The 21,504-nt window shown below is 56.5% G+C and carries 17 protein-coding genes; 3 read left to right on the top strand and 14 right to left on the bottom strand.

Translation table 11 applies throughout. The features are described 5' to 3' along the window. The first annotated feature begins 108 nt into the window (after positions 1-108). The gene (locus tag J4D97_RS07165) at positions 109-2,784 is read left to right on the top strand and encodes an alpha-L-rhamnosidase (RefSeq protein ID WP_208306981.1); all 2,676 of its coding nucleotides are present in this window, start codon (positions 109-111) and stop codon (positions 2,782-2,784) included. A gap of 73 nt (positions 2,785-2,857) precedes the next feature. On the opposite strand, the gene J4D97_RS07160 is transcribed toward J4D97_RS07165, so the two are convergent. The 9 genes from J4D97_RS07160 to J4D97_RS07120 all read right to left on the bottom strand — a co-directional run bounded on the left by J4D97_RS07160 (position 2,858) and on the right by J4D97_RS07120 (position 14,075). After that, positions 2,858-4,324, bottom strand: a complete 1,467-nt coding sequence (locus J4D97_RS07160) for a T9SS type A sorting domain-containing protein (protein ID WP_208306980.1) — start codon at positions 4,322-4,324, stop codon at positions 2,858-2,860. A 355-nt stretch (positions 4,325-4,679) separates the two neighbouring features. Continuing rightward, positions 4,680-5,636, bottom strand: coding sequence for a transketolase family protein (locus tag J4D97_RS07155; RefSeq protein WP_208306979.1), 957 nt, complete (start codon positions 5,634-5,636; stop codon positions 4,680-4,682). A 173-nt stretch (positions 5,637-5,809) separates the two neighbouring features. Further along, positions 5,810-7,204: a vWA domain-containing protein gene (locus J4D97_RS07150; protein WP_208306978.1), complete on the bottom strand. Its 1,395-nt coding sequence runs from the start codon at positions 7,202-7,204 to the stop codon at positions 5,810-5,812. A gap of 148 nt (positions 7,205-7,352) precedes the next feature. After that, positions 7,353-8,240 carry a transketolase gene (locus J4D97_RS07145; protein ID WP_185284108.1) on the bottom strand — a complete coding sequence of 296 codons (888 nt, stop codon included), beginning with the start codon at positions 8,238-8,240 and terminating at the stop codon, positions 7,353-7,355. A 203-nt stretch (positions 8,241-8,443) separates the two neighbouring features. Further along, positions 8,444-9,847 (bottom strand): hypothetical protein, encoded by a 1,404-nt coding sequence (locus J4D97_RS07140; protein ID WP_208306977.1) that lies wholly within the window; start codon positions 9,845-9,847, stop codon positions 8,444-8,446. 85 nt (positions 9,848-9,932) lie between these two features. Next, positions 9,933-10,379 carry a thioredoxin-dependent thiol peroxidase gene (bcp, locus tag J4D97_RS07135; protein WP_208306976.1) on the bottom strand — a complete coding sequence of 149 codons (447 nt, stop codon included), beginning with the start codon at positions 10,377-10,379 and terminating at the stop codon, positions 9,933-9,935. A gap of 139 nt (positions 10,380-10,518) precedes the next feature. Next, positions 10,519-11,073: a lipocalin family protein gene (locus J4D97_RS07130; RefSeq protein ID WP_208306975.1), complete on the bottom strand. Its 555-nt coding sequence runs from the start codon at positions 11,071-11,073 to the stop codon at positions 10,519-10,521. A 70-nt stretch (positions 11,074-11,143) separates the two neighbouring features. After that, positions 11,144-13,177 (bottom strand): M23 family metallopeptidase, encoded by a 2,034-nt coding sequence (locus J4D97_RS07125; RefSeq protein WP_208306974.1) that lies wholly within the window; start codon positions 13,175-13,177, stop codon positions 11,144-11,146. 283 nt (positions 13,178-13,460) lie between these two features. Beyond that, on the bottom strand, positions 13,461-14,075 hold the full coding sequence (locus J4D97_RS07120) for a fumarylacetoacetate hydrolase family protein (RefSeq protein ID WP_185284103.1): 615 nt from the start codon (positions 14,073-14,075) through the stop codon (positions 13,461-13,463). Between the two features lie 240 nt (positions 14,076-14,315). On the opposite strand from J4D97_RS07120, the gene J4D97_RS07115 reads away from it, so the two are divergent. Both J4D97_RS07115 and J4D97_RS07110 read left to right on the top strand, forming a co-directional pair. After that, positions 14,316-15,152, top strand: coding sequence for a M48 family metallopeptidase (locus J4D97_RS07115; protein ID WP_347879329.1), 837 nt, complete (start codon positions 14,316-14,318; stop codon positions 15,150-15,152). Between the two features lie 17 nt (positions 15,153-15,169). Then, entirely contained in the window at positions 15,170-15,754 is a 585-nt protein-coding gene (locus J4D97_RS07110) for a hypothetical protein (protein ID WP_185284102.1), read from the top strand. A 362-nt stretch (positions 15,755-16,116) separates the two neighbouring features. Here the strand turns inward: J4D97_RS07110 and J4D97_RS07105 are convergent, their stop codons facing one another. From J4D97_RS07105 to J4D97_RS07085, 5 genes are all read right to left on the bottom strand, one after another. Continuing rightward, positions 16,117-17,340 (bottom strand): 5-(carboxyamino)imidazole ribonucleotide synthase, encoded by a 1,224-nt coding sequence (locus tag J4D97_RS07105; RefSeq protein ID WP_208306973.1) that lies wholly within the window; start codon positions 17,338-17,340, stop codon positions 16,117-16,119. A gap of 23 nt (positions 17,341-17,363) precedes the next feature. Beyond that, a complete protein-coding gene (gene purE, locus J4D97_RS07100; protein WP_208306972.1) occupies positions 17,364-17,876 on the bottom strand; it encodes a 5-(carboxyamino)imidazole ribonucleotide mutase in 513 nt (170 codons plus the stop codon). 52 nt (positions 17,877-17,928) lie between these two features. Further along, complete coding sequence (locus J4D97_RS07095; protein ID WP_208306971.1) at positions 17,929-18,174, bottom strand: hypothetical protein; 246 nt, start codon at positions 18,172-18,174, stop codon at positions 17,929-17,931. 132 nt (positions 18,175-18,306) lie between these two features. Next, positions 18,307-19,584 (bottom strand): dihydroorotase, encoded by a 1,278-nt coding sequence (locus tag J4D97_RS07090; RefSeq protein ID WP_185284099.1) that lies wholly within the window; start codon positions 19,582-19,584, stop codon positions 18,307-18,309. 79 nt (positions 19,585-19,663) lie between these two features. Further along, positions 19,664-20,644 (bottom strand): aspartate carbamoyltransferase catalytic subunit, encoded by a 981-nt coding sequence (locus J4D97_RS07085; RefSeq protein WP_185284098.1) that lies wholly within the window; start codon positions 20,642-20,644, stop codon positions 19,664-19,666. Positions 20,645-21,504: the final 860 nt, after the last annotated feature.

Below are 21,504 nucleotides of genomic sequence, written 5' to 3'. Positions count from 1 at the left end.
TAGGCCGTACGCAGCAGGCACCCATGTAAAAGCTTTTGAAAATAGCTTGGTGCAGAAGAAGATAGTGTAGTTCTTGCGGATTACCCCGCCGTCCTACCTATCTCCTATATGCACCACGTCTTTCTAAAAGCCACCCTAGCATCTTGCCTACTTCTGTTGCTGTGCGCCACCAGCCATGCGGGTTCACCAGCAACAATTGCAGGCTTGCAGTGCGAGTACCTGGAGCGCCCACTTGGCCTTGATGCGCCGCAGCCGCGCTTTACGTGGCGTTTGCTGGATACCCGGCCGGGCGCCCGGCAAACCGCCTACCGCGTGTTGGTCGCTACCGATTCGGTGTCGCTGGCGCAGGGTAGGGGCGCAGTGTGGAACTCGGGCCTGGTGAAATCGGGGGCTACGTTAGTGACGTACGCGGGGGCGACGTTGCAGCCGTTTACGCGGTATTATTGGCGCGTAGAGGTGAAGGACCAACAGAAGCAGGCGGTTGTCAGCCCCATCACCAGCTTCGAAACCGGGATGCTGAACCAACGCAACTGGAAAGGCGCCTGGATAGCCGATGCCCACGACCAGCACACCAGGCCCGCACCCTACTTCCGCAAGGTGTTTGAGGCAAAAAACAGTATTAAATCGGCGCGGGCGTATGTGGCGGCGGCGGGGTTGTATGAGTTGTCGGTGAACGGCAAACGGGTAGGCGACCATGTGCTGGACCCGCTGTACACGCGCTTCGACCGGCGCACGCTCTACGTCACCTACGACATCACTCGGCTGCTGCAAACTGGCCAAAATGCCCTGGGCGTGCTGCTCGGCAACGGGTGGTACAACCTGCAATCTACGGCCGTGTGGGACTTTGACAAAGCTCCCTGGCGCGCCCGCCCTACCTTCTGCATGGACGTGCGCATCACCTACACCGACGGCCGCGTAGAAACCATCACGACCGGCAAGGATTGGAAAACGGCCTTGAGCCCTGTCATCTTCAACAGCATCTACACCGCTGAGCACTACGACGCCCGCCAGGAGCAGCCCGGCTGGAATACGGTGGCGTTCAACGATAAAGCCTGGAAAGAGGTCATCTACCGCTCCGCGCCTTCGGGAAATATCGTGGCGCAGGCCGTGCGGCCCATCCGCAGCACTGAGGAACTACCGGCCCAAAGCGTGCGTCGCCTCAACGACACTACCTACGTGTTTGACCTGGGTAGAAATATTGCGGGCGTAAGTCGTCTCACGACGCAGGGGGCGGCGGGTACTGTAATTCACCTGAAACACGGCGAGCGGCTCTACCCCAACGGCCACGTCGATATATCAAACATCGACGAGCACTACCGCCCTACGGATAAATCGGATCCTTTTCAGACCGATATTTTCATTTTGAGTGGGAAGGGTAGGGAAAGCTTTATGCCGCGATTCAACTACAAGGGCTTTCAATATGTGGAGGTGACGAGCAGCCGCCCGCTGACGCTCACCAAGGAAAGCCTGACGGGCTACTTCCTGCACAGCGACGTGCCCGCCGTCGGCCACATTGCCAGCGCCAATCCTACCCTGGATAAGCTCTGGCAGGCCACCAACGCCTCCTACCTCTCCAACCTGTTTGGCTACCCCACCGACTGCCCTCAGCGCGAGAAAAACGGCTGGACCGGCGACTCGCACATTGCCCTGGAAACCGGTCTCTACAGCTTTGATGGCATTACGGTGTACGAAAAATGGCTGGCCGACTACCGCGACGAACAGCAGCCCAACGGCGTGCTACCCTCCATAGTGCCTACCAACGGCTGGGGCTACGAGTGGGGCAACGGCCCCGACTGGACCAGCAGCGTGGTGCTGATTCCGTGGAACATCTACCTGTTCTATGGCGACAGCAAGCTGCTCTCCGACTGCTACGAGAACATGCGTCGCTATGTGGACCACATCACCGAAATCAGCCCTACCCACCTCACCACCTGGGGCTTGGGCGACTGGGTGCCCGTCACGGACAAGCCGCCCGTGGAGTTCACCTCCACCTGCTACTACTACGCCGATGTGGTGATTATGGCGAAGGCGGCGCGGCTGTTTGGCAAAACAGCCGATGCGGCCCGGTACGAGGCGTTGGCCGCCGCTATCCAGCAAGCCTTCAACGCGAAATACCTCAACCCGCAAACGGGCCTCTACGGCAAAGGCACTCAAACCGAGATGAGCATGCCGCTCTATTGGCACTTGGTGCCCGAAGCCGCCAAAGGGCAGGTGGCCGCCAACCTAGCCAAACAAGTTGCCACCGACAACTACCACCTGAACGTGGGCTTGTTGGGCCAAAAAGCCATCCTAAATGCGCTCAGCGAAAATGGCTACGCCGACGTGGCTTACCGTATAGCGGCCCAGGAGACCTACCCCTCCTGGGGCTGGTGGATCAAGAACGGCGCCACGACGCTCTATGAAAATTGGAACATCCAGGCCAAGCACGACATTTCCCTGAATCACATCATGTTCGGTGAAATTGGAGCTTGGCTCTATAAAGGCCTCGGCGGCATCCACCCCGACCCGGCCCAACCTGGCTTCCGCAACGTGCTGCTCACTCCGCATTTCGTGCCCAACCTCGCACACTTCGAAGCCAGCCACGAGGCGCCCCAGGGCACCATCCGCTCCGCCTGGACCCGTACCGGCCATGCCGTACAGTACACCGTGACCGTTCCGCCCAATGCTACGGCTACGTTGCGCCTACCAGTAGTAGAGGGCTTGCAGCCGTACCGGGAGGGTAGGGCAGTGAAGAGCGAAGAGGTGGAGTTGGTAGCTGGGAGTTATGTATTCGAGTGGAAGTGAGCTTGTAGAACTACAAAAAGTTGGGCGCGTACTGCACTTCGTTGTGCAAGTATTCATGCACCTTCTCGTTGCGCTACTTTACTTGTTTCACAAATCGTGTGGTCAGGCGCTGTTCGCCCTTGAGCCAGCAGAGGGTATATACACCTGGTGCCAGCGCGGAAACATCCAGTCGCTTTGCATAGGAATCAACGAGCATCACCGTTTGCCCCAGCGAGTTAACAACCGTAATTTTTCCTCCTGCTAGGTTGTGGGTGCCTTGTAGCGTGAGGTAGTCCGTTGCTGGGTTAGGGTAGACCCGTAGCTCGTCGGTGCTGGTCTCACGGCGGGCGGTAGCAAGCGGCGTAGTGGTGGCTTGCGCTACCCGCAAGATGGCCGCCGCCGCGCAGGCCTGTCCCATCATTTGGATGGAAGCGGGGGTGATGTAGCGGCGGTCCAGATTCCAGGTGCCATCCGCATCGCTGTAGGAGCCCGGATAGTAGCCCAACTGGTCGCGGCCGTACTCTATAAGGTAATCCACAATGTTTTGTGCCGCAGCAAGCCACTTCGGATTGTGGTCAACATCGTAGAAGTCCACCAGCATTTCTACGATGTCGCTGCCGCCCCAAAAGGAGATTTCGCTTACCCCCTTGCCCGGCGTGTACCATTGCTTCAAGCAGGCATCGGCCATAACTCTCGCGTCGTCGAGGTAGCGGATGTTGCCCGTCAGTTGGTAGAGTTTGAGGGCTAACTGAATGTTGGGCGTGGTTTGATAGGCACGGTAGCCCGCCCCGTTTTCGCCGTGTCCTACTAGGCTCCAGCTGCCATTGGAGTAAAAGGAGTACTGATTAAGTAGGTTTGTGCTACCATCACGCAGCTTCCGGTTCACATCATTGATGAGGTCGTAGTAGCGTTTGGCTATGGTCAGGTAGGTAGGGTCGGAGCTGTTTTTGGCGATTAGCGCGCAGTGGAGTGCCGGCAAAATGGTAGCCTGCGAGTAGAACTTACCCCACCCCAGCTCTGCTTCTTTTTGCGGAACACCCCAGTTCGCATCGCGCGCGTTCAAGCAGTAATTGAGGCCAATCAGGGAGCGGTCATAGAGGCCGCTTTCGGTGGGCAGCACCTGCTGATAGGCATCCATCAGCGCCAGCCCTATAATAGCGTTGTCATCATACAGCGGATCGGCGCCGGGCACAATGTCGGAGGCGTACTTACCATGTTGCTGATACTGGTCGAGGGCGTAGGCGTAGGACTTGAGCCGCGCCGTATACTTCGCCGGATTCACCAAGGAGCCATACCGCAGCGCCCGCAGCATATGCGAAGCAGGCCACACGTAGCTCGCGCCGCCGCGCTCCACAAGTATGTTTTCGTTGGCATCAATCTGCTCCACGTACAACTGCTTGCTGGCGTTGTAGAACTTGGCATTGAGCTTATCCAGAATAGCCTCGCCCTCCACTTGGTATTTGTTTTGGCCAAAGGCGGTAGGGGCGAGCAACAGGTAGCAGGCTGTTAAAAGCAAACCAATGCGCTGCTTCCCGGAAAGCACAGCAGAAAAGTTCAGCATAATCCGTTGGAGATAAGTAGGATAGTTAGCAGTCTTTAATCTGCTTGTGATTGTAATATATATAATTGAAATTTATTTTGATTGTTTTAAATACAAACGAGCGTTTTTAGTATAGTGTTTTCTATATGAATTCTCGAATCAAGGGTTATTTGCATTCATAGCTACTTATATCAGGTTTATGAATTATGAGACCCAAGGCTAAATATCTCGGCTGATGGGTAGGACGTTACACGAAACTGCCCCGTAGCCCGGAGCTTTAGCCATAGGACGTGTGGTTCACAGAACTACTATGAAAGAAGAAGCCCCAGCAGCTACATGCTACTGAGGCTTTTTCTGTTTAATTATCTCAACAATTCTACTTCCGGCGGGCCATTACCTTTTCCACAGCTGCCACAATAGCGGCTTCGTTGAGGCCGTATTTTTCCATCAGTTGGTCGGGAGTGCCGCTTTCGCCGAAGGAGTCGTTTACGCCGACCATCTCCAGGGGTAGGGGCTCTTCGCGGGCCAGTAGCTGGGCCACGCTGTCGCCGAGGCCGCCGTTGAGCTGGTGCTCCTCGGCCGTTACGACGCAGCGCGTTTTGCGCACCGAGTTCAGGATGGCTTCCGCATCCAGGGGCTTGATGGTGTGGATGTTGATGATTTCGGCATTGATGCCTTTCTCCGCTAGCAGCTTACCGGCCAGAATGGCCTTCCATACCAAGTGGCCCGTGGCGAAGATGCTCACGTCGGTGCCTTCGTTCAGCAGTACGGCTTTGCCAATGATAAACTCCTGGTCGGCGGGGGTGAATACCGGCACCACGGGGCGACCAAAGCGCAGGTACACCGGACCTTCGTGGTCGGCAATAGCGATGGTGGCGGCTTTGGTCTGGTTGTAGTCGCAGGGGTTGATAACGGTCATGTGCGGCAGCATCTTCATCATGCCGATGTCCTCCAAGATCTGATGGGTAGCACCATCTTCGCCCAGCGTCAGGCCCGCGTGCGACGCGCAGATTTTTACGTTTTTCTGCGAATACGCAATGCTCTGGCGGATCTGGTCGTACACGCGTCCCGTGGAGAAGTTGGCAAATGTGCCCGTGAAAGGAATCTTGCCGCCGATGGTGAGACCAGCAGCCAAGCCCATCATGTTAGCCTCCGCAATGCCTACCTGGAAGAAACGCTCGGGGTTGTCCTTGATGAAGGCATCCATTTTCAGCGAGCCTACCAAGTCGGCGCATAGGGCCACTACGTTGGGGTTGGTTTTACCGAGTTCTTGTAGGCCGGCGCCAAAGCCCGAGCGAGTATCTTTTGATTCGGAGTAAGGAAAGTCTTTCATGTATTGTGTAGGAGAAGTGTAGAGAGTAAAAGCAGTGGTCCTCTTCGTCTGTCATCCTGAGCGCAGCGAAGGACCTTCTCACGTTAGAATTACTACAGAACGATTTCGTTCAGACGTGAGAAGGTCCTTCGCTGCGCTCAGGATGACAGACGAAGAGGAAAGATTTAGGTATGTCATTTCCCAAAAATGCTAACCGAGGTGACCTGCCCCGAGCGAATGGAAAAATTGCGCGTGTCGGTAAACTTGCTACCCAGCGCGTTGGCCGAGCGGAACACCAAGCGGTAGTTGCCCGGCTGCATGGGTAGGTTGAGCCTGCTGCTGCCACCGTTAGGGAGGGTGTATACCCACGTTTGCGAGTCGTCCTGGTTTACCTGGTAGATGCTGCCGTAGCCTTTCAGATCCGACACGATGTTGAGCGTACCGGGCGCCTCATACGTCACGGCCGTTTCTTGGCCCTGCTTCACCGTGATGCGACGCACTAAGCGGGGTAGGGTAAGTAGCTCCACCTCGTAGTTGCCGGCCAGTAGCTTTTGCTTTGCGCCGAAGGGTAGGGCCACTACCGTGGCCGCGTTGCCCTGCGCCCGCACCACGGCCTGCATAGTGCCGTAGGGATTGGGCGTGAGCGACGGGTTACGAAGCGCTAGCGTGCCCTGGGGCGTTTTGTAGGTCAGCACGTTGGCCTTGCCGGGCCGGATGGGTAGGTTGCGCTGCACCACCGGCGGCACGGTGTTTATCACCAGGTCGTAGCTCTGCAAGGCGTCCACGTCCAGCACATCGGGCTTGCCTTGGGCGTTGCGGTAGTGCACGTAGTTGTACTCCGGTTGCTCCGTCACATTGTTGATGAACGTGAGATTGACGTTGCTTTCCACCGGCCTACTCTGCTCATCGGTGAGGTTTACGGCCACGGTGGTTTTGCTCAGGGTCTGGGCAATCACATCGTTGAGCACCGTGCGAAAGGTGCCCACATCGGCCGCGTTGTAGTATTGGCCCAGGCATTCCAGCTGCCGGCCAAACTCCTTTTCAGCCCCAATGCCAATCACAAACGGCTTCAGAAACACCCGCTTGCGCTGCAACGCCAGCGCCGTAGCGCAGGGGTCGCCCTTGCAGGATTCGAGGCCGTCGGTGATGAGAATAAGCACGTTGCGGGAGTTGGGGTCGGTGGGAAAGTCCTGGGCTGACTGTTGCAGAGAGTAGGTAATGGGCGTGTTGCCCTTGCCTTCGATGGTCTTGAGCTTCTCGCGAATGGCGCGGGCATTTTTGCTGGCAAACGGCACTTCCAGCCGCGAGTCCTCGCAGTTGTTCTCCTTTGCCAGGTGCTGATGGCCGTACACACGCAACGCCAGCTGCAAGTTGGGGTAGGTATCCAGCGAATCGGCCATACGGGCGAGCAGGCGCTTGGCTACTTCCATACGCGGGCCGCCTTCCCACGGCGCATTCATCGAGCCCGAGGCATCGAGCAGGAACAGAATGCGCGTGGTGCGGGGCTTTGTGTCCTGGGCACGCAGGGGGGCTGCGAGTAGTAGGAAACTACCCAACAAAACCCCACATACGCGTCCTAGTGTCAGCATACGGCAAACCTCAACCCCGGCCCCCTCTCCTCGGGGATAGGGGGAGCCAGACGTTTTTGTTGATGATGAGCTACTGCCATATCATCTGTGCAGCAACCACAATGGGCTATAAAATCCGATGAATCCGGCTAATCCGAAAAATCCGTGATTAGTAGTCGCTAGCTTCTTCTACTAGCAACTGCTGCAAGGCTTTCTCTAACTGCTCGTCGTTGGGTGCGGTGCCGTGCCACTTGTGCGTGCCCATCATATAGTCTACGCCGAAGCCCATTTGGGTGTCCATTAGGAACATTACGGGCTTGCCATTGCCTAGCAGCGACTTCGCTTCTTCCAGGGCCGGCAGCAAAGTTTCAAACTGGTTGCCGTCGGCTTCCAGCACTTGCCAGCCAAAGGCTTCAAACTTGGCGCGTAGGTCACCCAGGCCGCCAATTTTCTCGGTAGGGCCGTCGATTTGCTGGCCGTTGCGGTCTACAATGGCAATGAGGTTGTCTACTTTGTGGTGTGGAGCGTAGAGAGCAGCTTCCCACACTTGGCCTTCTTCCAGCTCGCCGTCGCCCATGAGCACGTACACAGTGCGGTCGTCGTTGTTCAGCTTCTTGGCTTGGGCTGCGCCCGTAGCCACACTCAGGCCCTGGCCCAGCGAGCCGCTGGCAATCCGAATGCCGGGCAGGTGCTCAGCGGTGGTAGGGTGGCCCTGCAAGCGCGAATCGAGTTTGCGGAAGGTGTTCAGCTCACTTACCGGAAAGTAGCCCGAGCGGGCCAGCACCGAGTAGAGGGTAGCCGAAATATGGCCGTTCGACAGGAAAAACAGGTCTTCGCCGATGCCGTCCATCGAGAATTCGGGGTTGTGCTTCATCACTTTGAAGTACAGGGCCACCAGCAAATCGGTGCAGCCCAGCGAGCCGCCGGGGTGACCTGAGCTAACGGCGTGCACCATGCGCACGATGTCGCGCCGCACCTGCGCGGCAATCTGCTTGAGTTGGGGAACGGATTTGGGTTCCAGAGAAATCGGGGGAGCGGGGGCAATCGGCTGCGTCATTATTACGTGAGAGTAGGTATGACGGTAAAGGTAGCAAGGATTGCCACACTCCCAAATTTTCAGGTTGCTTTGCTACAAATACGGTTAAATAATGCCGATTTTAGGTCGCTAATGCGGTTTTTGATAACACAATCGTTTGTGATAGCAACTCAGCAATCTTTGGATGCTATAGGACGTGAGAAGTTTGCCCCTGTGAGTTCAGCTTACAGCTTTAATGTGTTAAAAGAGGCGAAGTCTCCTTTAACCGTTTCCTGATTCTGTAATACAGGCTGCGCAGGACTTAAAACTCGTTTGCCATCAATGTAAAAGCAATACTTCACTTCTTCTCGATTTGATTTCAGCCGTAACCGCCAACCAGTAGGCGTCTTTTGCATGAATCGGAAAAAATTATAGTCCCCTTTAACCTCTACAACAACGGACTTCGCTTCTGCATATCCACTTAGTTCAATTATGGCGTTGGCCTCTTCTGTATCCCGAAGATTCGCCAGCAACGCACTGGTTTTCCAACTAGGTTTTCTAAGCGCCTCCAACACCTGAATGGCTTCTTTATTTCTGCCATTGACGGCTAATACCTCTGCTTTCGTAAACTGTACTTCCGTACTGTCCAAGCGCTTATTGGTATACATATACTGCTCCCACAGAGGAAAAAGGACGTTTGCTTTAGCAAACTCCTTGTCAACATAGAAATCATTTAAAAACGCTAGGCGCAACTGCGATTCTTCTTGGCTCGCACTGAATTGGCTGTCTTGCAAAAAGCGACCAACTGCTTGCGGCGTACCCTTCGTTTTCAAAAGAGCAGCAAGGCGTCGGCTAGCATTTTGCGGAAATCTACTAGCCAGCAGGATGTGTTGTTTGCCTTGCTTCAGCAAAGTGGCTACACTCGTATGCCAGGGCGTTTGGTATTCTTCGGCTAGATAGAACCAGATTTCTCCGGTCGATAAGTTGTGAATGTTCGTGTAAACTGAAGTTGTAAACTCACGTTGGGACGTAGCAGCCGCAATCTTGACGAGGCTTGCCTGACTGACACCTTCTTCCGCCAGCAATTTTTGTGCAATAGGGTAGCGCCAGCAATTCTGCTTTTGCGGACCAGTATCACACACGTTGAAATTCGTGGAAGTGAGTTGCTTGGTTGCCCGAAGGATAGTATCAGGAGCAATAACAGCCAGATTGCCATATTTATCGGCAATATGGATTTGGTCTCCCAAGTCGGGTAAATAGTACGTGTCCCACAAAGCCAGAAATTCTGGTACCGATTTACAATGCTGAAGCATGTATTCCAGCATGTTGCCGTGAGGAAATGGCTTTCTGCCGACGCTTAGCTTGTACTGCTGCGGTGGCGGCAACGCGTTGATATCAAAGAAGAGACCTGCTTCGTTCACGCCCCCTTGCACGCTACTCTCCGGCGAGCCGTACGTGAGGGTGATGTAGCCCAATGTGTACTTGTCTTTGGCCGGAAAGACGTTCACATAATTGGAAGACGTATGGAAAAAGTCTTCATTATTCATGGCCCACGTCTGGCCCTTCCGGTCTGTACCCGAAACGATGGTACAAGCAGACACCCAGCTTTTCGGCAGGAGTAAAAGAAGCAGGAGTAGAGCGGTTCGCATAGGTAGTGATTACGTTAATGAGTAAGCGGTAACCCGACTACTATCCAAACCAACTTCTACTCAGGGTATCTGCAAAAAGCGTAGCCTAAGCCAGCTGCTCGGTGTGATTCTTGGTATCTACCTTCGTGATAACCTTCTCAATCACACCTTCTTCATCAATAAGGAAGGTAGTGCGCACGATACCCATGTAGGCGCGGCCGTAATTTCTCTTTTCCTGCCACACGCCGTAGGCTTCCACCAACTGCTTGTCGGTATCGGCAAGTAGGGGAAAGGGTAGGTCGTATTTCAGGGCGAATTTTTTGTGGGAGGCTTCGCTGTCGGTGCTTACGCCGAGCACCTGCACGTTTTTGGCGGTTAGCTCCTCCTGGTGGTCACGTAGGTTGCAGGCCTGGGCCGTGCAGCCAGGAGTATCGTCTTTGGGGTAGAAGTAGAGCGCCACTTTTTTCCCCCGGAAATCGGAGAGACTAACGGTATTGCCATCTTGGTCAGTAGCGGTGAAGGCAGGGGCGGTATCGCCGGCTTGTAAGGCCATAATGGTAAGTGGTAAGTTTGTGAAGCTGTGAAATTGCGAAGAAAAACATCTGTCATCCTAAGCGCGGCGAAGGACCTTCTCACGTGAAAAGGTCCTTCGCTGCGCCCAGGATGATAGATTAATTGAACAACTGCCTACTCTAAAACGCAGGTGGGGCCTGCTGCGTGAAAATCAGCTTTTCGACGGGAAATCCCAGCTCCTGCCCACGCTGTACCAGCTCGTTCTGCACGATGACGGGCAGCTGCGGGGTGCGGCTCAGCAGCCACAGGTTCTCGCGGCTGGGCTCGCCTACCATGGCGTAGCGATAATCGGAGTCGAGGGCCAGAATCCAGTAGTCGCCTTTGAAGGGCCAGAAAAACTGCACTTTCAGCTTGGCGTTGGTGGTAGGGTCGGCTACGGTGGCAAGGCCTTCGGCCTTTTTTACTTTGCCCGTGGGCGTGTGTTTGTGGCAGGTGTTCACTACTGTCACGTCGCCGTCGGGGCGGATGGTGTACTGGGCCGTCACGCTGGTGCAGTCTTTCTCGAAGGAAGCAGGCAGGCGGGCAATTTCATGCCACTTACCCGCGTAGCGCGGCAAATCGACGTAGGGGACGGTAGGCAGCGGCGCGTGGCGGCGCGATTTGGCGTACAAAGCAGCCACAGCGGCCACGGTGGTGGCCACGGCTCCTACAATAATCGGACGGCGTGCAGACATAGCAGGGGTTGGTTGAGGTCAAAAGAAGCTCTTTCTACGGGCGATGCTGCGAAAGAGTCGGTCGAAGGTCTTATTTCAGCTTCACCGGAATCACTTTTTTGTTGCCGGCCTGGTCTTCCAAGTGCAGCTCAGCGGTGCCGTGCAACGGTGGGCCTAGCGTATCTTCCTTCACCGTAAACAGGGTAGCGTTTTTATACTCGTAGCGCAACAGGCGCCATTGCCCGTTCACCAGCAAGCGGTAGCTGCTCAGGCCCGAGAGGTTGTCGCCTACCACAAAGGTGAGGCCGGCCGGTGTGTTGCGTATTACCCGCGCCGAGGGGGCAATGGTATCCGTGAGCACCCGAAACATGCCGAAAGTCTTGATGGGCGTGGTGATTTGGTTGCCAGCCCACTTGCCGCCCTGGTAGATTTTGCCACCTTTGGAGTTGATCATGTATACCGCCGAGCGGGCTTTGTCAGTTACTTCCTGCTCCGGTTTCAAGGTTAGGCGCAGGGCTTGCAGCAGGGGCGTGCGCAGGTTTTGCACGGTGTAGGTGCCGCCGGCCAGTGGCTGGTAGCTGGTTTGCAGATACAGCGTGTCGAACAGCGTGCGTGGGGCAAAGGACAAATTCAGGTGAGCGTCGGCAAAGGTCCAGTCGCGGCCGCTGGGCACCAGAGCTTGCCGGTTGAAGGCACGGTGCACCTTCCCAAATAGTAGGGAATCGGGCAGGCCGGCGCGCAGGTCGTAGAGGTACACGTTTTGGCTTTGCTGCACGTAGCTGGGGCGCAGTTGCAAGCGCCGGGCACCGCGCGTGAGCGTGAGGTTGCCTACCTGAGTGGCCGTGTCGGGGTCGGCTACCAGTACTTTCAGGATATTCCGGGTGATATCGTAGCGCAGGCTGGGCTGTTTCACGGCCGCCGAGCGGGTTTTGAAGTAAGCCGGCTGCTGCCCGCGCAGCACAAACGACACGGGCGTGGTGTTGCCGTAGGAGTCGCGCATGCGGATTTCCACGGTGTAAAGCTGCCCGTCTTCCACCCGCAGCGTGCCCTTGCCGGGGCCAGTGGTATAGAGCGGAATGGTATTGCCGTCGTCCACAAATAGCTTTTCCAGCGTGCGGCCGGTCATTTTTTGCCAATCGTAGTCGATGTGGTCGGAAATCTGGCGCGACTCCGTGAAGGGCACGCCGTCGATGCGGTGCTCGTACAGGGGCTGGCCGTTCACGGTCACGGCCACGTGTTGCAGGCCGTACTTGTTCCACACCCCATCAAACCGATCCACGGCTTGCAGCAGCAGTCCTACCGTACCGTAGGCCTGAATGGTATCGGGGTGGGTGTAAGGGGCGTTGGGGGTAGGCGTTTTCGGTAAGAACACGCGCTTTTCAAACAGTCCTTGCACGCGGGCATCAATAGTGAGCGGCTCCACGGCGAAGGAAAGCAGGCTCGGCGGCACGTGGTCCTGAATCTCGGGGAAGCCGCCCCACTGCAAGGGGTTCAGCTGCTCGTCTTTGGTCGTGCGCACCTCCCAATGCACGTGCGGCCCACCCGAGCCGCCCGTATTGCCCGATAGCGCCACTATTTGCCCCCGCTTCACCGGAATCTGGTCTTTATCGAAAAACAGCTCCAGCTCGTAGGTCTGCTTCTGGTACTGACGCCGCAGCAGCGTGTCGGCTACGGGGCCGAGGAAACGGTTGAGGTGACCGTACACCGTTGTCAGCCCGTTGGGGTGGGTGATGTAGAGCACATTACCATAGCCAAAACTACTCTGCTTCAGGCGCGAAATGTAGCCATCGGCGGAGGAATATACTGGCAAATCCACCCGGCCATCGGTCTTGATATCGAGGCCGCCGTGAAAGTGGTTGGGGCGAATTTCGCCCATGCTGGCCGCCAGAAAGTTGGGCTTGCCGGGTTTAATCGGAAACAAAAAGTACCCTTTGGGCACTTCTACAGGCGTAAACATTCGGCTGGGTACCACCACCGAGGAAGAATCGGGTGCGGCCGAGGTAGGCGCGTCTGCGGCAGGCGCTGGCACCTCGCCGGCAAAAGGGACCGGTCGCAGGCCCAGCGTCGTCAGCAGCAGAGTAGCCACCGTTGCGCCCAGCCGCCAGCCGGAAAAAGAAGTAGGCATTCGGAAAGGAAATCTAGAAGACGGGAGTTGGGAGCTAAGTTTAGGCTAGTTCCCCTTGTGTAAGGAGCCAGGGTGAGAGAGCATTAGTTATGTTGTCATCCTGAGTGCAACGAAGGACCTTATACCCGCAGAACGAGTCGTTGTTACATAATAAGGTCCTTCGCTGCACTCAGGATGACAGATAGCCTTTCAGCCTTCATTGTTCAACTACTACCACCCCACCTTAAAAAAGGAGGGGAATTCGTTCCAGCCTTAGCGTTTAAACTCCCAACCGCACAAAAAATTATTTAACCGCTACATCCAGCACGCGTTCCTGCTCGATGAAGCCCGCCAGCCGGTCGCCGATTTTCACGGGACCCACGCCGCTGGGCGTGCCGGTGAAAATCAAATCGCCGATTTTCAGGGTGATGAAGCGGGAGATGTAGCTGATGATGGCGTCGAAGGGGTGCAACATCAGGCTGGAGTTGCCCCGTTGGCGCACTTCGCCGTTCACTTCCAGCCGGAAGTTGATGTTTTTCAAATCGGCAAAGTCGCCTACTGGTTTGAACACCGTGCCCAGCGGCGCGGAGCCATCGAAACCCTTGGCCAGCTCCCAGGGTAGGCCCTTGGCTTTGAGCTTGCTTTGCAGGTCGCGGGCCGTGAAATCGATGCCCAGGCCGATGGCATCGTAATACGTATGCGCAAATTTCTCCTCGATGTTCTTGCCATTTTTGCTGATGCGCAGCACCAGTTCCAGTTCGTGGTGCACGTCCTGCGAAAAGTCGGGGTAGAAGAAGGGCATCCCGCGCTGGAGCAAGGCCGTGTCGGGCTTGGCGAAGATGACGGGTTCGGAAGGTGTTTCGTTTTGCAGCTCGGCAATATGGTCGGCGTAATTGCGGCCGATGCACAGTATTTTCATGCGAGTAGAAAAGTCTGGTAGGTAGGGCGTCGGGTGGCTGCGGCGGTAGTACCAGCGCTGCCAGCAAACCACAACGGAAAGCATCAAAATTAGCCCTTATTTCGCGGGGCGCAACCCAAAAAGGGCTCGTTACCCCGGAAAGAGAACATTTTACCCAATGCCTGTCGTATAGCACACCACAGGTTGATACGTACTAGTCGCTCCGATGTTAACTGGGGTCGGTTGGGTAGGTACTTCTGCTTGTCCCTTTTTCTCTTTCCCTCCAAAACCACTCGCGAGATGCTCAAGAAGTTTATAACGGTTGCCAGCCTCTGTGTGCTGAGCGCCTGCTCAACGGTTCCTATTACGGGTCGTCGTCAGCTCAGTCTAGTTCCTGAAAGTGAGATAATTAACCTGGCTCAGCAACAGTACAGACAAGTGCTGGATACCAGCAAAGTAGTCAATAGCGGTGCGCAGGCTGCTATGGTGAAGCGGGTAGGCCAGCGTATACAGCAGGCTGTAGAACAGTATTTTCGCCAGCAAAACCAGTCGGAACAGCTAGCAGGCTATCAGTGGGAATTCAACCTGATTCAGGACGATTCTCAGCAGAACGCCTGGTGTATGCCCGGTGGCAAGGTGGTGGTGTATACTGGTATCCTACCCATCACGCAGGACGAAAACGGCTTGGCCGTAGTAATGGGCCACGAAATTGCCCACGCCGTAGCCCGGCACGGTTCTGAGCGCATGAGCCAGCAGCAGGCCCAACAAGTGGGGGGTAGCCTAGTTAGCGCGGCACTCACAGGCCGTTCGCCTGCGGCCCAGCAGTTGGCAGCACAGGCCTTTGGCCTCTCAACCAGCTTGGGCATTCTGCGCTACGGGCGCAATCAAGAATCAGAAGCTGACCATCTGGGTCTTATCTTTATGGCGATGGCTGGTTATAACCCACAAGGTGCCATCACGTTCTGGCAGCGCATGGATGCCCGCGAGAACCAAGCTGCGCCGCCGGAGTTTCTGTCCACTCACCCCTCCAATGGCACGCGCATCGCGGCTATTCAGCGGGAATTGCCAGAAGCGCAGAAGTACTACACTGCCCGCTAATTAGCTACCTGATATTTATGCCCCATTTCCTCCGTTTGCCGCTACGTCTGGTCAGTGTTGCACTGCTGAGCTTGCTTCTGCTGCCGGCTTGCGAAACCTCTAAGCGTAGCTTCCCGGAATTTGGCACGCCTCCTTCCGATAATCCAGAGGAGGATATTGCCCGTCGCCGCCGGACGGAGGCCAAAAGCAAGCTGGTGGCCTGGGCCAGCACCAAGGACGATAACGTGGAGTACGTGGTGCCTCGCGCCCAGCTAGCCACCGAGTTCATCCGGCAGTTCGGCGACGGCACGGTGGTAGACCGCGTCACGATCCGAAAGGTGCAGGACACGCCCAAGGATAAGGCCGTGTACTACGTGGTAGGGTTAGGGCTGCGCAACGGTATGTTCCAGGCTATGGCCATTCCGCTGCAAACATCCTCCGACAACTCCTTGTATATGACCTCCAATGCGGCCCGCTACATCATCACCAGCGTGGGCTGTAGTACCTGCTATTTCGACTTTGAAAACAGTCAGATTACGGGTACCAGCTGCGCCGAGAATAACGGTGGCGGCCGCTGCGACTTACGTGTGGAGAACGGCAACTCCTTCTTCGTACGCCAATGATTAGTCGGAAATGGATTTTGCGCCTTTCGCTCACGGCCTTGGCCCTACTTATTACAACAGATAGGGGTAGGAAGGTGAAGACAGAAGAGTAAAACAAGGGTCATCCTATTCGCAGTGAAGGATGACCCTTGTTATTTTTAACCTGCTTGCTCCGCACTTTCTAATAGGAGAATGCAACGCTAGGAGCAGTACCTCGATAAGAGGTGACTCGTTTTTGGCTTTCTGAGCAGACTCTGTCCACAATCATTACTACCGACTTGCCGAGCGGGTAGGCTAAACGTTGAGGTGGTCTAAAAATGACGGACAGAAGTTAACAAGACCTGCGGCCTTCGGTTGACTTAGTCAAGTTCAGACAATAGTGCCTAGATATCTTCTAGCCCCGGCAAGCTGAGCAGACTGGCAGCACGGCGCGCCACAGTTTTAACACTGGCGACATCTGGGCCGGTGATGGTCAGGTGGCCCATCTTGCGGCCTACACGCGCTTCCGACTTGCCGTACAGGTGCAGGTGCGTACCCGGCAAACTCAGCACGGATTGCCAATCTGGCTCTCGCAGTTGACCACTGGCATCAAACCACACGTCGCCCAACAGGTTAAGCATAATGGCCGGAGAATGCTGACGCGGCTGCGGCAAGGGCAAGCCCGCCATGGCATGCACTTGCAAGTCAAACTGCGACGCGTCGCAGGCGTCTATGGTATAGTGGCCGCTGTTGTGTGGACGCGGGGCCATTTCGTTGACCACCAAGCCACCGTGCGCGCTGCCGTCTTCCACCACAAAAAACTCGACGCACAGCACCCCGACATAACCGAGATGATGCGCGATGGAAACGGCCGCCTCGCAGGCCTTATCGGCCAGGGCAGGTGGCATGTTGCCTTCGTAGGCATGGGTCACGGCCAAAATGCCGTCGACGTGCACGTTGCGCTGCGGGGCGAAGCTAACGACCTGCCCATCCCAGCCGCGCGCCACCAGCACCGAACACTCGGCGGTGAGCGGCAGCATCTTTTCCAGCACGCAGGCCACGCTGCCCAGCTCCGCCCAGGCAGCAGCCAATTCAGCGGCAGTCTTGACGCGGACCTGGCCTTTGCCGTCGTAGCCCATGCGCGCCGTTTTCAGGATGCCGGGCAGCAAATCTGCCCGGTCGTTCTGGACGGCTTGTAGCTGGGCTGGCGTTTCAATTACTGCATAGGGCGCACAGGTCACCCCCGAAAGGTCAGCGCAGGCCGCGAAGTGGGCCTTTTCCTCAATGCGGTTTTGGGCAATGGCCACCACGGCCGCACCCGGCGCCACGGGGCGGGTCTGCGCCAGCGTTTGCAGGGCCTGGGCCGGCACGTTTTCAAACTCGGTGGTGATGGCCTGGCACAGCTGCGCCAACTGCGCCAGCCCGGCCGGGTCGTCATAGCCAGTCTGGATGTGGTGGTGACTCACCAGCCCGGCCGGGCTTTGCGCGTCGGGCTCCAGCACGGCGGTGAAGTAGCCCAGGCGCTGGGCGGCGTGCACAAACATCCGGCCCAGTTGGCCACCTCCCAGCACACCTAGGGTAGCCCGCTGGCCCGTAGCGTCTACGCTGCCTGGAAAAACAGGAGGCATGGTTGTCATATCAGTTCCCTCGCTCATACTGGCAACGTCATAGCGCGAGCGGCTTCGGTTTGGTCGGCGCGAAACGCCTGTAGCTTGGTCGCCAGGTCCGGATCGTGCAGGGCCAGCAGGCTAACCGCGAATAGCGCGGCATTGGCCGCCCCGGCAGTACCAATGGCAAACGTGGCCACGGGTATGCCTTTGGGCATTTGCACGATGCTGTGCAGCGAGTCGACCCCCTGCAAATGCCGACTGGCCACCGGCACCCCCAGCACAGGCACTGTAGTTTTAGCGGCTAGCATGCCTGGCAGGTGGGCAGCTCCCCCTGCGCCGGCAATAATGGCCTGCAAGCCGCGCGGGCCAGCTTGTTCGGCATAGGCAAACAGGTCGTCGGGCATGCGGTGGGCCGATACTACACGCGCTTCGTGGGCCACGCCAAACTGCGCGAGAATCTGTACGGCGTGCTGCATGGTGTCCCAGTCGCTGCTGGAACCCATCACCACACCAATTAGGGGCTTGGGTGTATTAGGGGAGGAAGGTGTATTCATCGAAATTATTTGGTCGTCGTGCTAAGCGAAACGGAGGGGATTCGAAGCATCTCTACCGCTTCTCTGCTGTAAGGGTCATCCCCTCGTGCAACTGAAACAGATGGTGGCCGCAATGTTCGGTAAAAACGGCTATTTCTTTGAACTCAGGCGCTTCAATGGCGAAGGCATATCTGAACTCAACTTTGGAGTCGTCTTCAAACTCAATGCGCACTATGCTGCTAACCGGGAAGTTAGAAACACTGAGTGTTTCAGGGCTGCTCCCTTTTGCAGTCAGGTAATTTCGCAGCTTGTTTTCCAACGCTCAGGTAAATCTGAGCGGCGCATCTAGGTAGTGATTTTGAGGATGCAACTGCGTCATCTAAATGTGAGTAACGAAGCGGTAGAGATGCTTCGCCAAGCGGACGCCAGATCAAGCATGACGTTCTACTTATCAGCGCTCCAGCAGAATTTCCGTCCCCAAAATCACCAGGTCTACTCGGCCTTTCAACGTCTGGTCGATGAAGGGCGTGTTTTGAGATTTGGACTTCATGAATTCCTGCGTGAAGGTCGTTTCTGCTTCGGTATCGAACAGGACGCAGTTGGCTTCCTGGCCGACTTCGATGGCGGGTACCGACAGGCCCATCAGACGGCGCGGCTCCGCCGAATAGCGCTTCACTACCAGGTCCCACCCAAATTTTTCGGGCCGCACGAAGAAGTGATACAGCGACACCAGTGCCGTTTCCAGGCCGGTGATGCCGTTGGGCGCGCTGATGAAATCCTGGGCTTTTTCGAACGGGGTGTGCGGCGCGTGGTCTGTGGCAATCAGATCGAAGACGCCCTCGATGAGCCCTTCGAGTAGGGCATCGCAATCCGCCTGCGTGCGTAGCGGCGGGTTCATCTTGTAGTTGGTGTCGTAGTCGCCGATGTGCTCATCGGTGAACAGCAGGTGGTGCGGGGCCACTTCGGCCGTCACCTTTACATCGCCACGCGATTTCCACCAGCGGATGGTTTCCATACCCAGTTTGCTCGACACGTGCTGGATGTGCACGTGCGCGCCCGCCGCCCGGGCCAGGCGAATGTCGCGGTCGATGATGATTTCCTCTGCGCACGCCGGCGAGCCCTTGATGCCGAGCCGGTAGCTCATCACGCCTTCGTTGAGGGCACGCGGCCCGGCTAGTTCGGGTACTTCGCAGTGGCTGGCGAAAAACATCCCAAACTCGGTGGCGTACTGCATGGCCCGCAGCAGCACTGCCGGGTCGTTGGTGGTGTCCCCGTCGTCGGTGAGCATGGTTACCCCGAGTCTGTGCATACCTTCAATTTCAGCCAGTTCCTTACCCTCGCGGTTCTTGGTGACGCAGCCGGAGGTGTACACCGGAATGCGCGACCGGTGCTTGGCATTTTCCAGCACAGTGGCTACTACTGTCGCTGAGTCGATGGCCGGGCGGGTGTTCGGCATCATTACCACGCCGGTAATACCGCCATTGATGGCCGCCTCGCTCCCCGTAGTAATGGTTTCCTTGTTCTCAAACCCTGGGGCACGAAAATGAACGTGCGCATCAAACATACCTGGCATAAGCACCCGGCCGCGTGCGTCGATGACACGCACGCCCTCGGGAATGGCTAGGTTGCTGCCGATGTCCTGAATTTTTCCTTCGACAATCAGGACATCGCCCTCGAGCAGCACAGGTGAATTTTCGGAGGCGATGCGGGCGTTTTGAAGGAGAAGCATGAAGTGATAATTTCTGTAAACCGGCTAGGGTTGTTGAAGATGTAAGTTAAAAAGTGGCGTCAGCTGTTGCGTCTGGCGGTTAGGGCATAACTAGCTTCGAGCTAGCTCGCTGCTGCGCAGCATACGACTCCTGCCGCGGAAATTCTCCGCCCGGCGTGAGCCAGTCGAGCACAGCCATGCGGATGGAGATGCCGTTTTCGACCTGGTTGGTGATGAGGCTGCGCTCGTAATCCATCACGGCGTCGCACAGCTCGACCCCCCGGTTCACGGGGCCGGGGTGCATGATGTAGAGGCCCCGGTCGCGGATTTCGGCCAGCCGGGCAGTGGTGATGCCGTAAACCCGGTGGTATTCGCGGACGCTGGGGAAGAATTGCACGTCCTGGCGCTCCATCTGCACGCGAAGCAGGTACACCACATCGGGCGCCCAGGCCATGGCCGTTTCATAGTCGGTGAAGCGGGGGATGGTTGCCGGGCCGTATTTGGGTACCAGCGAGCCTGGGCCCAGGTAAGCGACTTCGACGCCCAGCTTTTGCAGCAGGGTGCTGGTAGAGCGCGCAACGCGGGAGTGGAGGATATCGCCGATAATGAGGACTTTTTTGCCCCGAGGGTCGGAGAATTTTTCCCGAATGGTGAAGGCGTCCAGCAGGGCCTGGGTGGGGTGCTCGTGCGCCCCGTCGCCGGCGTTGATAACTGAGGCCGTGGTTTGGCGGGCAATCATGCCGGGTAGGCCGGGGTGACTGTGGCGGACGACGATGTAGTCGGTGCGCATGGCCTGGAGCGTCTCGATTGTCTCGCGCACCGACTCGCCTTTGGTGATAGAGGAGTGGTCGACGTTGAAATTCGTTACCTCCGCCGAGAGGCGTTTGGCGGCCACCTCGAAGGAGGAGTGCGTCCGGGTGCTGGCCTCATAGAATAGCATGAGCACGGACTTGCCATCGAGGGCAGGAATTTTCTTCACCGATTGGGTGAACAATTTTTTAAAGGACGTGGATTGGTCGAGCAAAAACTCGATTTCCTCACGGTGAAGGGATGCGATGTCGAGCAGGTCTTTACGTGCCATACCGGAGTTGAGGAAAAGTGAGGTTGTCTAACTAAAAAGGAACAAGGTGAAGTCTTATCTGCTACTACCCATGATGGAGCAGCCACCTACTCGCGTGTGGGCTGAGGCATTAGCGGCAGCAACCACGGTTGGGGGCGAGCGTGTTGGTGTTCAGGGGGGTAGGGTAGGGGGTAGGAGCGTTTAAGGTATGCCCTACAAATTGGTGGCGGGGCGACAGCCGACGAACGCACTGGGCATAAAAAAACCGTTTCGAAATCCGAAACGGTGGCGGCGCAACACCCAGAAAAAACAACGGAAATACCAGAAGCAAAATCGGGAAAACCAACGGTGGCGAAGACCTTGCGGCCTACTCGCGGCTCCCCGCCGAGCAGGGCCCCGCGCTTCATCATCAAGTTTTTTGGTTGAAGCACGATGCAAAGCTACGGTATTGTTACGTATTCTTTAAGCATGTTAAGCAAGAATTTCTGTTGAGGCAAACGTACGCATTGAGGAAAAACGAGCAAAAAACCTCCGGCTTACTAGGCTACGCGGAAGCGTTTCGGGCTGATTTGGTGCCTCTATTCCTTCAGCTGTAAGTTGGGTCTTGGGGGTAGACGTATGGCTTAGGGTAGAGCTCCTGTCGAAAAGCAAAAAGCGCATCCAAATCAAGGCTCAGGGCATCTTGTAAATCCTCGTTGGAGAAGTCAATTCTTAGTGCGGAGGCGGTGGTCTGATGGTATTTTTAGTAGGCCTACCCTGCTGGTGCCACAAACTGCAAACCTCTCCTTTGCGGACTTGATAGATTGTAAAATAAACATATAATCTTCTTGATTTCAGATGGTTATTTGTTTAAAACACGGCCAAGGCTTACCCCAGCAACC

This window comes from Hymenobacter defluvii (genome assembly GCF_017589435.1).
GTDB lineage: Bacteria > Bacteroidota > Bacteroidia > Cytophagales > Hymenobacteraceae > Hymenobacter > Hymenobacter profundi.
Note: the sequence above shows the minus strand (reverse complement) of the source record. Positions and strands in the feature narration are given on the sequence as shown.

Bases quoted from the DNA above. Each gene is read 5' to 3' on its own strand.
- purE (WP_208306972.1), bottom strand. From the start codon at position 17,876: ATGAATACACCTTCCTCCCCTAATACACCCAAGCCCCTAATTGGTGTG.
- J4D97_RS07105 (WP_208306973.1), bottom strand. From the start codon at position 17,340: ATGCCTCCTGTTTTTCCAGGCAGCGTAGACGCTACGGGCCAGCGGGCT.
- bcp (WP_208306976.1), bottom strand. From the start codon at position 10,379: ATGGCCTTACAAGCCGGCGATACCGCCCCTGCCTTCACCGCTACTGAC.
- J4D97_RS07120 (WP_185284103.1), bottom strand. From the start codon at position 14,075: ATGAAAATACTGTGCATCGGCCGCAATTACGCCGACCATATTGCCGAG.
- J4D97_RS07110 (WP_185284102.1), top strand. From the start codon at position 15,170: ATGCCCCATTTCCTCCGTTTGCCGCTACGTCTGGTCAGTGTTGCACTG.
- J4D97_RS07165 (WP_208306981.1), top strand. From the start codon at position 109: ATGCACCACGTCTTTCTAAAAGCCACCCTAGCATCTTGCCTACTTCTG.
- J4D97_RS07140 (WP_208306977.1), bottom strand. From the start codon at position 9,847: ATGCGAACCGCTCTACTCCTGCTTCTTTTACTCCTGCCGAAAAGCTGG.
- J4D97_RS07155 (WP_208306979.1), bottom strand. From the start codon at position 5,636: ATGAAAGACTTTCCTTACTCCGAATCAAAAGATACTCGCTCGGGCTTT.
- J4D97_RS07125 (WP_208306974.1), bottom strand. From the start codon at position 13,177: ATGCCTACTTCTTTTTCCGGCTGGCGGCTGGGCGCAACGGTGGCTACT.
- J4D97_RS07090 (WP_185284099.1), bottom strand. From the start codon at position 19,584: ATGCTTCTCCTTCAAAACGCCCGCATCGCCTCCGAAAATTCACCTGTG.
- J4D97_RS07145 (WP_185284108.1), bottom strand. From the start codon at position 8,240: ATGACGCAGCCGATTGCCCCCGCTCCCCCGATTTCTCTGGAACCCAAA.
- J4D97_RS07150 (WP_208306978.1), bottom strand. From the start codon at position 7,204: ATGCTGACACTAGGACGCGTATGTGGGGTTTTGTTGGGTAGTTTCCTA.
- J4D97_RS07085 (WP_185284098.1), bottom strand. From the start codon at position 20,644: ATGGCACGTAAAGACCTGCTCGACATCGCATCCCTTCACCGTGAGGAA.
- J4D97_RS07160 (WP_208306980.1), bottom strand. From the start codon at position 4,324: ATGCTGAACTTTTCTGCTGTGCTTTCCGGGAAGCAGCGCATTGGTTTG.
- J4D97_RS07130 (WP_208306975.1), bottom strand. From the start codon at position 11,073: ATGTCTGCACGCCGTCCGATTATTGTAGGAGCCGTGGCCACCACCGTG.